We start from the raw sequence: 13532 nt of genomic DNA, 5'->3' as shown, positions 1-13532 counted from the left end.
TTGACCTTCCCATCATGGGAAGCCTCATGTGAGGGGCAACTTCGAGACATGTGGGAGTTGCCGATGAAGAGATCACCCGACGAGGCCGGCTCGGCCGGCGCCGTCGCCGCGCAGGGCCCGACGGTTTTCCTGCCCATCGAGGGCATGACCTGCGCCTCCTGCGTGCGGCGCGTCGAGAGGGCCATCGCCGGCGCCTCCGGTGTCGCGGCGGCCGACGTCAATCTCGCGACCGAGCGGGCGCGGATCGCCTTCGCCGGCCGCGACGCCGACATCGCGCCCGTCGTCGCCGCCGTCGCCGAGGCCGGCTATTCGGTCGCCGTCGAGACCAGCCGCTTCGCCGTCGACGGCATGACCTGCGCCTCCTGCGTCGCGCGCATCGAGAAGGCGCTCCGCGCGGTGCCCGGCGTCATCGCGGCGAGCGTCAACCTCGCCACCGGCGAGGCCCTCGTGCAGCACGCCGCAGGTACGGTCGACGCGGCTGCGCTTGTCGCGGCGGTGGAGCGGGCCGGCTACGGCATGCGCCCGCTCGACGGGGTCGCGGCCGGCGGGGCCGAGGCGACAGACCGGCGTGACGAGGAGGCGCGCCTTCTGCGTCGCGACGTCGCCCTGGCCGCCGTCATGACGCTGCCGATCGTCATCGTGGAGATGGGGGCTCACCTCTTCTCCGATTTCCACCACTGGGTGATGGCGACGCTCGGCGATCTCAACTGGCCGCTGCAGTTCGCGCTGACGGCCGCCGTGCTCGCCCTGCCCGGCCGCCGCTTCTTCGCGAAGGGCGTGCCCGCCCTTGTGCGCGGCGCGCCGGACATGAACGCCCTCGTCGTGCTCGGCGCGGGCGCGGCCTTCCTCTACTCGAGCGTGGCGACCTTTGCTCCCGCCCTGCTGCCGGCCGAGACGACCCACGTCTATTTCGAGGCGGCGGCGGTCATCGTCACCCTCATCCTCGTCGGCCGCTATCTGGAGGCGCGGGCGAAGGGCCGCACCGGCGAGGCCGTGCGCCGCCTCGTCGGCCTGCAGCCGCGCACGGCGCGCGTCCTGCGCGACGGCACCGAGCAGGAGATTGCCATCGGCGCCGTCGCGGCGGGTGATACCGTCGTGGTGCGCCCCGGCGAGCGCATCGCCGTCGATGGCGAAGTTCTCGACGGCCGTTCCTTTGTCGACGAGTCCATGATCACGGGCGAGCCGGTCCCTGTCGCCAAGGAAGCGGGGGCGGAGGTGGTGGCGGGCACGGTCAACGGCACCGGCTCCTTCACCTTCCGCGCCACCAAGGTGGGCGCCGAGACGCTGCTCGCCCAGATCATCCGCATGGTCGAGGCAGCCCAGGGCGCGAAGCTGCCCATCCAGGGCCTCGTCGACAAGGTCACGGCCTGGTTCGTGCCGGCGGTCGTCGCCGTCGCGAGTGCGACCTTCCTCACCTGGTTGGCCCTCGGCCCCGATCCGGCGCTATCCTTTGCGCTCGTCAATGCGGTGGCGGTGCTCATCATCGCCTGCCCCTGCGCCATGGGGCTCGCGACACCCACCTCGATCATGGTCGCCACGGGCCGGGCGGCGGAGCTCGGCGTCCTCTTCCGCAAGGGGGACGCGCTGCAGAGCCTGCGCGGCGTGCGCACCGTCGCCCTCGACAAGACGGGCACCCTGACCGAGGGCCGGCCGTCGCTGACCGACCTCGTCACCGCGGAGGGCTTCGACGAGGCCGAGGTGCTCGGCCTCCTCGCCTCGGCCGAGGCGCGCTCCGAGCACCCGATCGCCTAGGCGGTGGTGCGCGCCGCCGAGGAGCGGGGCCTTGGCCTGGCCCCCGCCGATGCCTTCTCGGCGGATCCCGGCTTCGGCGTCAGCGCCGTCATCGCGGGCCGCCGGGTCGAGGTCGGCGCGGACCGCCTGATGCAACGGCTCGGCGTGGCCGTCGCGCCCTTCGCCGAAGAGGCGGCGCGGCTCGCGGACGAGGGGCGCACGCCGCTCTACGTCGCCGTCGACGGGCGTCTCGCCGCCATCGTCGCCGTCGCGGACACGGTCAAGCCCTCGACGCCGGCCGCTCTGGCGGCTCTGCATGCGCTCGGCCTCTCCGTCGTGATGATCACGGGCGACAACCGGCGCACGGCCGAGGCCGTCGCCCGGCGCCTCGGCATCGATGCCGTGGAAGCAGAGGTGCTGCCCGGCGGCAAGGTCGAGGTCGTCGAGCGGCTGAAGCGCGCCGGCCCCGTCGCCTTCGTCGGCGACGGCATCAACGATGCGCCGGCGCTCGCCGCCGCCGATGTCGGCATCGCCATCGGCACCGGGACGGATGTCGCCATCGAGAGCGCCGACGTGGTGCTGATGTCGGGCGCCCTCACCGGGGTCGCGACGGCGCTCGCCCTGTCGCGGGCGACGATGCGCAACATCACCGAAAACCTCTTCTGGGCCTTCGCCTACAACGTCGCGCTCATCCCCGTGGCGGCGGGCGTGCTCTATCCGGCTGCCGGCATCCTGCTGTCGCCGATGCTGGCCGCCGGTGCCATGGCCCTGTCGAGTGTCTTCGTCGTCACCAACGCCCTGCGGCTGCGGCGGTTTTCGCCACCGCAGCCGGCAGGTGCCGGAAGCTGAGGAGCAAACCCATGAACATCGGCGAAGCCGCGGCCGCCTCCGGCGTCTCGGCCAAGATGATCCGCTATTATGAACAGATTGGCCTCGTCGCCGGCGTCGCGCGCACCGAGGCGGGCTACCGCGTCTATTCGACGAGCGACGTCCATCGGCTGCGCTTCATCCGTCGCGCGCGCGACCTCGGCTTCTCCGTCAAGGAGATCAGCGAGCTGCTCGCCCTGTGGGCCGACCGCGATCGCGCCAGCGCCGACGTGAAGCGTATCGCCACCACCCATATCGCCGATCTCGAGGAGAAGATGCGGCAGATCCGCGAGATGGTGAACACGCTCAGGCATCTCGCCGACCACTGCCATGGCGACGACCGGCCCCACTGCCCCATTCTCGACAACCTCGCCCAGGGCGACCTCGATGAGGCGCAACGGAACAGGGCAGCGCGACGCCCCGCTCGGGTGTGACGGTGCCGCGCTCAGCCCGGGTTGAAGGTCGTGGCGCCGAGACGGTGGCGCAGTTCGATGCAGTGGAACTGCGCGAAGATCTGCGTCAGCCAGTCCCGCAGGCAACTGCGGGCCACCATGGAGGGCAGGCCGCGTTCGGCGTCGATCCCCTCGACGAGCCCGAGCCGCATGCGCGCCAGCTGTTGCAGAATGGAGGGCGCGAGCACGGGGATCGAGAGGGAATGTTCGAAGCGCGCGAATGACGGCCCTGCCGATTCGCAGATGTGTTCGTTGAGCACGACGATGGTTTCGGCCGGATTGATGCGGGCGCGCAGTTGCTCGGCCTGGATGTCGAGGTCTTCGAGCGAACGTCCGTGCAGCAGCAGCACCAGTCTGAAATCGCGCAGGGCGGCTTCCGAGGCAAACTCCATCTGCTCCATGAGGTCGAGGAAGGGCTCGTAGGAGCCGTGCCAAAGGTCGACCACCCGCGCTTCCGGTCCCGCCTGCAGCATGCCCTCGAACAGCCGCATCTGTCCGGCCGTGGTGGAGAGATTGACGATGTGCGCGGCGCCACTCGTTGCCGCTGCCAGTTCCGCATCGTGTGGATTGACGTCGAAGGCGAGGGGCGAGCGCCCGCTCGCCCGGCAGAACTCCAGGAAGAGTCGCGCTGAAAGGGTCTTGCCGGCGTTCGCCAGTGGCCCGCAGGCGATGAATATGGGCGTCCAGCCACTCATGACGACGTGCCGCATCGGGGCTTCCAGCTCGTTGCCTCGGCTTCGCTCAGGCTCTCTTCGCCGGGCGGGCCGTCATGATGTCGGCGAAGTGCACTCGATCGAATTCCGCGCAGACGGAGCGCAGCCAGGAGCGGACATAGCCACGCAGCACGAAGGAGTGGCCGGCTTCCTCGCCGTCGCGCGACTTGTCGGCAATGAAGGTGGAGAAGCTCGTTCCCGCGAGTTCCACCTGCTCGTAGGCCATCTCGTTGAGCTTCGGGATGGTGATTTCACCCGCGCATTTGACCTTGCCGAAATAGGCCTTGGACGTGGAGGGGCTCCAATCAAAGAAGGTGGTGTCGTTCACCTTGTTCTTCACCAGGAAATACTGGGCATCGCTCGTGAAGGGCGCCGTCTCCGCAATCTCGTCCAGCGATGCGATGGACGGCCCGAGGACATGCAGGACGATGAAGTTGAAGCGTTTTTCGGCCACCGCCTCTAGAAAGCCCATGTCACGCAGCGCGGCCAGGGTTCGTCCCATCTGGCCGGCGCGCACGTCGACGACGCTCGCCTTCACGTCTGTGCGCGACAGTGTGTCGATGATGCGCATCTGGCCGGCCGTCAGCGACAGGTCGACGATCTCGGTGATATCGGGGTGGAAGCGCTGCAGCGTGCCACGAGGTGTTTCGGTGTCGAAGGCACGAGGCAGGATGTTGCGGTCGATGAGATAGTCGAGAAGGCCGCGGCACGTCGTGGTCTTGCCGACACCGCCCTTGTCGGCGCCGACCAGGATAACCGTATGTTTCATGAAATGACCCCGGTGAAAGAAAGGCTTGTGAAAACGGAACAAGTGTAAGCAAAATCATTATTCGCGCAATGGTTGTAACACGTCAAGAATGCAATTTTAGTGGCGCGGTGCTGCTGCGGCACAGGTTCATCATATCCAGGTAATCTACCCGCTTTAGCAGGGCCTGCAGCGCCGAGGCGCAACCATCGCGGAACAGGCTCGTCATGCAACCGTCCCCCCACCGTCGGCTCGTCCTGGTGTTGTCGATTCTGGGAGTCGTGGCCTCATTCGCCACCCTGCCCGTGGCTTTCGCCCTGCACGGAGGGATGGCCGGCCTGCCCCCCTGGCCGGTCCTGATCGCCGGGATGGCGCTGCAGGCGCTGGTCGTCTTCGCGCTTGCCGCCCATCTCGGCCTGAGGTCCGCCGAGCACGTCGGGCTTCCCGGCGCACCGCTGCTGGCGGCGCTGGCCAGCGGGCGGCCCGCGCCCCTGGCGGACGCGCGCCTTGACCGGGCGGTGATGGTCGGGCTCGGCGTCGGCCTTCTGGTGGTCGCCGTGGACGGGGTTCTCTTTCGCGGCGTGCTGCCGCCTTCTGCCGCCATCTTCGGCGAGGTCGCCCTGTGGAAGCGTCTGCTCGCCGGCCTTCTGTATGGTGGCCTCGCCGAGGAGATCCTCCTGCGCCTCTTTCTTGTGTCCGCGCTCGTCTATCTCCTTGCATGCGGCTGGCGTGAGGGCGCGCGGGCCGGCACCGTGCCCGTCGTCATCGCCATCGCCGTCGCTGCGATCGTCTTCGGGCTTGGCCATCTTCCGGCCACGGCGGCACTCGCCCCGCTGACCCCTGCGATCGTCCTGCGTGCCCTGCTGCTCAACGGCCTCGTGGGTGTGGTGTGCGGGTTCATCTATGTCCGACGGGGACTGGAGGCCGCCATGATCGCTCATGCGGCCGCACATCTTCCCCTGCAGATCGCTCCGATGCTGTTCCTGCCCTGAGGTTAAGGCGCCGCATCGTGCAGGAAATGTCCGGCCCTTCAGACCTGTTTCACACCGCGCCTCTGCGGGCGGGCGGTGATGCGATAGACTGCCGCCGGCGGCACATTGCGAACGGTACGCCCGAGGTGCGTCGCCCTGAGGCCGAGCCGGTCGAGGATGGTCCGCGGCACCGGGCAGCGCATGCCGTAGGTGAACTGGTAGAAGGCACCTTGGGGCCTGAGGTGGCGAAAGGCGCCATCGAGAATGGCCATGACCTTGCGCGGCGACAGGTTGAGCAGTGGCAGGCCGCTGACGACGGCCCCGGCCGGACGTCCGTCGAACAGCTCGACCTGGGCAAGTCGGGCCGCGTCCATCCACAGCACCCGGGCCCGGTCGAAGCGCGCCTGCAGGAGGCGGGCGAAGTCGGAGCCGTATTCGACGAGCACGAGGTCGCGGGCGTCAACGCCGCGGGCGAGGATCGCCTCTGTGAAGGCGCCGGTACCGGGGCCGAGTTCGATGACGGGCGCCGAGGCCGGCCCGATCTCGCGCGTGATGAGCTCGGCGAGAGCAGCGCCGGATGGCGCAACGGCGCCGACTCGGGCCGGATCGGCGCACCAGGCGCGGAGGAACTGGACGAGATCGGATGGACGGGCGACGGACATGGCTTGCGACGATCCTTCCTATGGCGGGCCCCATTCGCTTGTCGCCGACCCGGATTGTGGAAGCATGACGCCCGCCCGGATCAGTCCTCCGGCTGCGGCAGGGCGATGCGGAAGCAGGCGCCGCCGCCGGGCGCATCGACGACGGCGATGGTGCCGCCGTGCAGACGCACGATCTCGACGACGAGATGCAGCCCGAGGCCGGTGCCGTGCGAGCGCGTGTCGAGGCGCTGGAAAGGCTCGAAGATCTGCTCGCGCTGGGCCGCAGGGATGCCGTTGCCGTCGTCCGCGATCTCGACGATGCCGCCTTCGGCAACTGTGATGGTGATGAGGCCGGGCCGGCCGGCATGGTCGATGGCGTTCTGTACGAGATTGGTTAGCGCCCGCCCCAGCCCGAGCGGGTCGCCACGCACCTTCATCGTCTTCACACACGCCTCGAACGACAGTTCGAAGCCCGCGGCGATGGCGAGCGGGGCAAGGTCGGCGGCGACCTCGCGCGCCAGGGCGACGAGGTCGAGGCTTGTCATGGCACAGGGCGCCGCATCGATGCGCTGCAGGTCCAACAGCTGGCCCGCGAGGTTGGAGAGGCGCGCGGCATCGGCGAGCAGGCGCTGCCGCTGCGGGCTGTCGTCGAGTGCCTCGAGCCGCGTCGTCAAGATGGCGATGGGCGTGCGCAGCTCGTGCGCGGCATCGACGAGGAACCGCTGGCGACGCTCGTAGCCGTCATCGAGACGGGCGAGGGCGTCGTTGACGGCCGTGACGAGCGGCACGACCTCGGCCGGCACGCCGTCGAGCGGCAGGCGCCCGCCGCGCCGGCCGGCGTCGATCTGGCGTGCCTTTTCGGCGACCGTCGTCAGGCCGGCCAGCGCCCGGCCGACGACGAGCGGCGTGGCGGTCAGCGTCGCCAGCGCCATGACGAGGACGATGGGCAGGACGATGCCGGCGAAGCTGATCGTGACGGCCCAGACGATACGCCGCAGCGGTATGTCGCTACCGGGGCCGGTCAGCACCTGCACGCGCCCGGCAGCGGTATCCATCTGCTTCAGGCGGGCGATCTGCCCTGGCGGATCGCCGAGATTCCAGCCGAAGCGCGCCTGGCCGATTCGCATTGCGAATGCGCCGATGCGCGCATAGTCATCGGGCACCCGCCCCTCGGAGAGTATGGCGCCATCCTTGTCGCGCACGACGAACCACAGGTCGGGCGAGCGCTGTCGCAATTCGGCGAGCTGCCGCGTCGGACGAAGGATGAGGCCGCCGCCGCTATCGCGCCCGAGGGCATGGGCCACGGCCTCGAGGATCGCGTCCTCGGGCTCGAGCTTGCTGGCGAAGTGGCCGCCCAGCCAGAGGGTGAGGAAGACCGCGAGGACGACGAGCGCGACGACGGCCGCCTGCACCGCGATGAGCCGCGTTACCAGGCGCCGCTTGAGCGAATGGCGCGTGCCGCCTCTCATGAGGCCGGCCGCAGCAGGTAGCCGACCCCGCGGACGTTGTGGATCTCGAGGCCTGCCCCGGCTTCGGTCAGCTTGCGGCGCAGGCGTGAGACGTGGGCGTCGAGAGCGTTCGACTGGATCTCGTCGCTGTAGCCGTAGACCGCTTCCTCCAGCATGGTGCGCATTACCGTACGGCCGGCGCGGCGCAGCAGCGTCTCGAGCACCAGGAGCTCACGGCGCGGCAGGTCGAGGCGCGCGCCCCCGACGTTCGCCTCGCGATGCTCGGTGTCGAAGGTCAGATGGCCGATGCGCAGCGAGCGCTGCGAGACGGCGCCCGGCCGGCGCAGGATGGCACGCAGGCGCGCCAGCAATTCCTCGACGGCGAAGGGCTTGGGCACATAATCGTCGGCGCCGGCGTCGAGGCCGGCAACGCGGTCCTCGATGTCGCCGCGGGCCGTGAGCACGATCACCGGCAGATGGCGCAGCGCCGCGCGCTCGCCGCCCCTGAGCCCGCGGACGAGATCGAGCCCCTCGCCATCCGGCAGGCGGCGGTCGACGAGGACGGCATGGTGTACCTCGCCCGCCAGCGCCTCGCGCGCCTCGGCGAGGCTCGTCACGTGATCGAGCACGATGTCGTGGCGCTGCAGGGCCGACGCCAGGGCGCCGGCCATCTCGACCTCATCTTCGACGAGCAGGATCCGCAATGGTCGCTCCGCTGTGCCGGATCATCATCTGTGAGCGGCGATCATTGCGGAAGCGTTGCGCCGCGCGGGTCCTGCCGTGCCCGGAATGAAAAAGGGCCGCGCGTGGCGGCCCTTCGCTCGTCCCGGCCGGCAGGCGCGGCTCACGCGGCCGTCGCGAGCGCGGCGGCCTCCAGCGCCACGGCGGCGGACTGGATGATGGCGGCGAAGCGCACCGCCGTCTGCACGGTGGCCGTCGGCAGGCCGGCATCCTTGAGCACCTTCTCGTGCGCGTCGATGCACATGCCGCAGCCGTTGATGGCCGAGACGGCCAGGGACCACAGCTCGAAATCGACCTTGTCGACGCCGGGGTTGCCGATGACGTTCATGCGCAGCTTCGCCGGCAGGGTGCCGTATTCCTTGTTCGAGGCAAGGTGGACGAAGCGGTAGTAGACGTTGTTCATCGCCATGATCGAGGCGGCGGCGCGGGCGGCGTCGAGCGCCACCGGCGACAGCTTGGCCTTGGCCTCGGCCTCGCAGGCGGCGGCCACCTCGGCGTTGCGGGTGGCGATGCCGCAGGCGAGGATGAGACCGTACTTCTGCTGCTCGCTCAGGGTTTCGTCCTGGGCCAGCGACGAAAGATTGAGCCGCACGTCCTTGGCGAAGTCGGGGATCTTGCTCTTCAGCGTGTCGAACGACATCGATTGCGTCCTTGGCTTCAGGGGCGGGTGAGGGCCGGGCATGCCCGCCCGGCCCCGCGGCTCACGCGGCCTTCAGCGTGGCGCCGCCGACCTCGCGGTTGCAGGGGCAGAGCTCGTCCGTCTGCAGGGCGTCGAGAACGCGCAGCGTGTCCTTGGGGTTGCGGCCGACGTTGAGGTTGGTCGCATAGACGTGCTGGATGGTGTTCTCGTTGTCGACGATGAAGGTGTAGCGGTAGGCGACACCGTCCGGCGAGCGCACGCCGAGCCCGTCGACCAGGGAGCCGTTGGTATCGGCGAAGGACCAGATCGGCAGCTTGTCGAGGTCGGGATGGGCGCGGCGCCAGGCGAGCTTCACGAACTCGTTGTCCGTCGAGCCGCCGAGGACGACGCAGTCACGGTCCGCGAACTCGCCGGCGAGGCGGGCGAACTCCGCGATCTCGGTCGGGCACACGAAGGTGAAGTCCTTCGGATAGAAGAAGATCACCTTCCACTTGCCGGCAAAGCTCTCGTCCGTGATCGTCTCGAAGGCGCTCTGGCCGTTCTCTTCGTGGTTGTTGAAGCCGGGCTTGACGCCGGTGACGCTGAACGAGGGGAGCTTGTCGCCGATTCCGAGCATGTCGCTTCTCCGCAAAGCAGTGGCCGCGCCGCGCCTGCCGCGCCCGCGCCGCCGAGGGGAAATTGGCTGGAAGGAGCCACGGACGCAGCTCCTGTGCAGCGCACAAATCATGCGCTGCGCCGCGACAATAGCCGCGCCGCGGCGAAAGTAAATTGCGCAGGCCGCATGGCGGGCCCGGTGCGACGAATGGCTCGCGGCTACCTGCTTTCCCTCGCCCGTGCGGGGGCGGGGAGAGCGGCGCCGTCCCTTCTATTCGCCCATCGCGATCAGGCTGGCATTGCCGCCGGCGGCAGCGGTGTTGATCGTCACCGTCTGCTCGGTGGCGAAGCGCAGGAGGTAGTGTGGTCCGCCTGCCTTCGGCCCGGTACCGGAGAGACCGTGGCCGCCGAAGGGCTGGGTCCCGACCACCGCGCCGATGATGTTGCGGTTGACGTAGACATTGCCCGTCTCGAGTCGTGCGACGATCCGCGCGACCGTGTCCTCGATGCGCGAGTGGATGCCGAGCGTCAGGCCATAGCCCGTGGCATCGATGGCGGCGATCACGTCGTCGAGCCTGTTCGCCTTGTAGCGCACGACATGCAGGATGGGGCCGAAGATCTCTTCCTTGAGGTCGCTCGGGCCGGCGAGCTCGAACACGTGGGGGCCGACATAGGTGCCCGGCGTCGGGCCGGGTGTGGCAAGATGCGTGCGGGCGCTCTCCTTCATCGCCTTGATATGGGCCTCGAGCTTCTCCTTGGCCTCGGCATCGATCACGGGCCCCACATGGACGGACGGATCGCGCGGATCGCCCACCTTGAGCTCGCGTGCGGCGCCTACCACCATCTCGATCATCCGGTCCGCGACATCCTCCTGCACGCACATGAGGCGCAGCGCCGAGCAGCGCTGACCAGCGGAGCGGAAGGCGGACGTGACGACGTCGTCGGCCACCTGCTCGGGCAGAGCGGTCGCGTCGACGATCATGGCATTGATGCCGCCCGTTTCGGCGATGAGTGGCACGATCGGCCCTTCCTTGGCGGCAAGCGTGCGGTTGATGATGCGCGCGACCTCCGTCGAGCCGGTGAAGACGACGCCGGCGACGGCCGGGTGGGCGACGAGCCGGGCGCCGATGCGCCCGTCGCCGGGCACGTAGTGGAGGGCGCTTCTCGGCACACCGGCCTCGTGCAGCAGCTTCACCGCCTCGAAGGCGATCACGGGCGTTTGCTCGGCCGGCTTGGCGACGACTGAATTGCCGGCGACGAGCGCCGCCGTCACCTGCCCGAGGAAGATGGCGAGCGGGAAATTCCACGGCGAGATGGCGACGAAGGGGCCGCGCCCGCGCAGCACGAGGCGGTTCTCTTCGCCCGTCGGGCCGGGCATCACCGTACCCTCGCCGAAGAGCCGCTCGGCCTGCCGCGCATAATAGCGGCAGAAGTCCACTGCTTCGCGTAGGTCCGCCACCGCGTCGTCGAGCGTCTTGCCGGCTTCGACCTGCAGTAGGTTGAGGAACAGCCCGCGCCGCGCCTCCAGAAGGTCGGAAGCCTTGCGGATGGCTTCGGCACGCGTCGCGGCGGGCGTTGCCGCCCAGGCACTAAAACCGGCCTTCGCCGCCGCCATCGCCACATCGGCGGTAGCCTCGTCCGCATCCTCGACGACGCCGGCGACGGTCCTGCCGTCGATGGGGCTGACGATCTCGCGGCGCGTGCCGGGCCGGGCTTCGCCGCCGACGATGGCCCGTGCCGGTGCCGTCGGCAGGCCCGCCTTCTTCAGGTCGTCCATGAGACGGGACAACTCCTCCGCGTGGCCGAATTCGACGCCGGCGGAATTGACGCGCGAGCCATAGAGCGCCGCTGGCAAAGGCAGGCGCGGGTGGGTAGCCGCCTCGGGCGTGCCGATGATCGCCGCCGGCCGCTTGAGGATCTCGGCGATCGGCACGTTCGGGTCGGCGGCCACAGAGACGAAGGAGGAATTGGCGCCGTTTTCGAGCAGGCGGCGCACCAGATAGGCGAGGAGGTCGCGGTGCCCCCCGACCGGCGCATAGGTACGGCAGGCGGTGCCCGGCATGGCCTCGAACAGCTTGCCGTAGAGCGCCTCGCCCATGCCGTGCAGGCGCTGGAACTCGAATCCGTCCGTATTGCCGGCCCGTTCGACGATGCTGGCGACGGTGAGCGCATTGTGGGTGGCGAACTGCGGAAAGATGCGCGGCCGCAAGGCAAGCAGCTTCTCGGCACAGGCCATGTAGTTCAGATCCGTCATCGCCTTGCGGGTGAAGACGGGGTAGCCGGCAAGGCCGCGCTCCTGGGCGCGCTTGATCTCCGTGTCCCAGTAGGCGCCTTTGACGAGGCGCACCATGAAGCGGCGGTTATGGTGTTCGGCGAGAGCGGCGATCCAGTCGATCACGGCCGCGGCGCGCTTCTGGTAGGCCTGGATGGCGAGGCCGAAGCCGTCCCAGCCGGCGAGCGAGGGAGCGGCGACGACGGCGGCGATGACGTCGAGCGACAGCTCCAGCCGGTCCGCCTCCTCGGCGTCGATCGTGAAGTTGAGGTCGTAGCCCTTGGCCTTTTCGGCGAGCGCGATCACCTGCGGCACGAGCTCCGCCATCACCCGCGCGTGGCTCACCGCCTCGTAGCGGGGGTGAAGCGCCGAGAGCTTCACGGAGATGCCCGGGCGGTTGGGCAGCGGCTCGTTGCCGGCGGCCCGGCCGATGGCATCGATAGCTTGCGCATAGGAGCGCCAGTAGCGGTCAGCGTCGTCCTGCGTGCGCGCCCCCTCGCCCAGCATGTCGAAGGAATAGCGGTAGATGCGGCCCGCGCCGGACTGGGCACGCTTCAGCGCCTCCTCGATGGTCTGGCCGAGCACGAAATGGTTGCCGAGCACCCGCATGGCCTGGCGCGTCGCCGTGCGCACCGCCGGCAGGCCGATGCGCTTGGCAAGCTGGCCGAGGATGCCCTCGGGCGTCTCGCCGGGCTGGATGATGCGTGCCGTCACGCCGAGCGCCCAGGCCGAGGCTGAGACGAGGAAGGCATCGGACTTCGACTCGTGGCGGGCGAAGTCGCCCTGGCCGAGCTTGTCCTCGATCAGTCGGTCGGCGGTGACGCTGTCGGGCACGCGCAGCAGCGCTTCCGCCAGCACCATCAGCGCGAGCCCCTCGCGCGTCGACAACGAATACTCGCGCAGCAGTTCCTCGACGCCGCCGAGGCCGCCACTCCTGGAGCGGATCGCCTCGATGAGGCTTCCCGCCAGCCTATCGATGCCACGCTCGCGCTCCGGCACCAGCGCGGCCCTGGCCATGAGCTCACGGGCGATCGCCGCATCGTCGGGCGCGAAGGGGGCCCGGAAGGGCGGCAGGGGGGCGTCAGGCGGGTTGCTGGCGGAAGAGGCGGAATGCATTGACGATCAACTCCTTGAGAGATCGTCAGGATACCGCGGATATCGCCGTGGTTCGATTTGACGAAAGCGGGAATTGTCAGCAGAAATCGCTATAAAAAGAAATCATGATAGTGAGAATGATAAGTGATCGACCGCACTGACAAGCGCATCCTCGCCGTCCTGCAGGCGGACGGGCGCATCACCACCGTGGAACTCGCCGAGCGAATCGGCCTGTCGCCGACCGCGACGAGCGAGCGGCTGAAGCGCCTGACGCGCGAGGGCTACATCACCGGCTATGGCGCACGGCTCGACCCGCGCAAGCTTGGCCTCGAACTGATGGTCTTCGTCGAGGTGTCCCTCGACAAGACGACACCCGACATCTTCGAGCGTTTCGCCGAAGCCGTGCGCCGCGCGCCGGAGGTGCTGGAGTGCCACATGGTGGCCGGCGGCTTCGACTATCTCGTCAAGACGCGCGTCGCCGACATGGCCGCCTACCGCCGCTTCCTCGGCGACGTGCTGCTGTCGCTGCCCGGCGTCACCGAGACGCGCACCTATGCCGTGATGGAGGAGGTGAAGAGCGACGGCGCGTTGCCGGTGGCATAGGCGGCCGGGCGGAGGACTG

Annotated in this window: 12 protein-coding genes and 1 pseudogene; 4 read left to right on the top strand and 9 right to left on the bottom strand. The window is 69.2% G+C overall.

Annotated features, from left to right (window positions below):
- Positions 1–63 precede the first annotated feature (63 nt).
- Positions 64–2580: pseudogene (locus ASC46_RS13780) on the top strand (heavy metal translocating P-type ATPase).
- Positions 2581–2591: 11 nt separating this feature from the next.
- Positions 2592–3032: a Cu(I)-responsive transcriptional regulator gene (gene cueR, locus ASC46_RS13775; protein WP_055459863.1), complete on the top strand. Its 441-nt coding sequence runs from the start codon at positions 2592–2594 to the stop codon at positions 3030–3032.
- An 11-nt stretch (positions 3033–3043) separates the two neighbouring features.
- Here the strand turns inward: cueR and ASC46_RS13770 are convergent, their stop codons facing one another.
- The 3 genes from ASC46_RS13770 to ASC46_RS21860 form a co-directional block, all read right to left on the bottom strand.
- Positions 3044–3760, bottom strand: a complete 717-nt coding sequence (locus ASC46_RS13770) for a hypothetical protein (RefSeq protein WP_055459862.1) — start codon at positions 3758–3760, stop codon at positions 3044–3046.
- Positions 3761–3791: 31 nt separating this feature from the next.
- Positions 3792–4532, bottom strand: coding sequence for a P-loop NTPase family protein (locus ASC46_RS13765; RefSeq protein WP_055459932.1), 741 nt, complete (start codon positions 4530–4532; stop codon positions 3792–3794).
- A gap of 82 nt (positions 4533–4614) precedes the next feature.
- Positions 4615–4737, bottom strand: a complete 123-nt coding sequence (locus ASC46_RS21860) for a hypothetical protein (protein WP_280949166.1) — start codon at positions 4735–4737, stop codon at positions 4615–4617.
- Here ASC46_RS21860 and ASC46_RS13760 point away from each other — a divergent pair.
- Complete coding sequence (locus tag ASC46_RS13760) at positions 4736–5500, top strand: CPBP family glutamic-type intramembrane protease (protein ID WP_071923139.1); 765 nt, start codon at positions 4736–4738, stop codon at positions 5498–5500. The genes ASC46_RS21860 and ASC46_RS13760 overlap by 2 nt on opposite strands.
- Before the next feature lie 38 nt (positions 5501–5538).
- Here the strand turns inward: ASC46_RS13760 and ASC46_RS13755 are convergent, their stop codons facing one another.
- From ASC46_RS13755 to putA, 6 genes are all read right to left on the bottom strand, one after another.
- Positions 5539–6141 carry a class I SAM-dependent methyltransferase gene (locus ASC46_RS13755; protein WP_055459860.1) on the bottom strand — a complete coding sequence of 201 codons (603 nt, stop codon included), beginning with the start codon at positions 6139–6141 and terminating at the stop codon, positions 5539–5541.
- 80 nt (positions 6142–6221) lie between these two features.
- Positions 6222–7589, bottom strand: a complete 1368-nt coding sequence (locus ASC46_RS13750; RefSeq protein WP_055459859.1) for a sensor histidine kinase — start codon at positions 7587–7589, stop codon at positions 6222–6224.
- Positions 7586–8272: a response regulator transcription factor gene (locus ASC46_RS13745; protein ID WP_055459858.1), complete on the bottom strand. Its 687-nt coding sequence runs from the start codon at positions 8270–8272 to the stop codon at positions 7586–7588. The genes ASC46_RS13750 and ASC46_RS13745 overlap by 4 nt, the downstream gene beginning before the upstream one ends.
- A 140-nt stretch (positions 8273–8412) precedes the next feature.
- Positions 8413–8949 (bottom strand): alkylhydroperoxidase, AhpD family, encoded by a 537-nt coding sequence (ahpD, locus tag ASC46_RS13740; RefSeq protein WP_019402474.1) that lies wholly within the window; start codon positions 8947–8949, stop codon positions 8413–8415.
- Between the two features lie 61 nt (positions 8950–9010).
- Positions 9011–9565 (bottom strand): peroxiredoxin, encoded by a 555-nt coding sequence (locus ASC46_RS13735; protein ID WP_019402473.1) that lies wholly within the window; start codon positions 9563–9565, stop codon positions 9011–9013.
- A gap of 249 nt (positions 9566–9814) precedes the next feature.
- A complete protein-coding gene (putA, locus tag ASC46_RS13730) occupies positions 9815–12931 on the bottom strand; it encodes a bifunctional proline dehydrogenase/L-glutamate gamma-semialdehyde dehydrogenase PutA (protein WP_055459857.1) in 3117 nt (1038 codons plus the stop codon).
- Positions 12932–13054: 123 nt separating this feature from the next.
- On the opposite strand from putA, the gene ASC46_RS13725 reads away from it, so the two are divergent.
- Positions 13055–13513, top strand: a complete 459-nt coding sequence (locus ASC46_RS13725) for an Lrp/AsnC ligand binding domain-containing protein (protein WP_055459856.1) — start codon at positions 13055–13057, stop codon at positions 13511–13513.
- Positions 13514–13532 lie beyond the last annotated feature (19 nt).

Source organism: Chelatococcus sambhunathii, from assembly GCF_001418005.1.
GTDB lineage: Bacteria > Pseudomonadota > Alphaproteobacteria > Rhizobiales > Beijerinckiaceae > Chelatococcus_A > Chelatococcus_A sambhunathii.
This window is presented reverse-complemented; position numbering and strand designations above follow the sequence as displayed.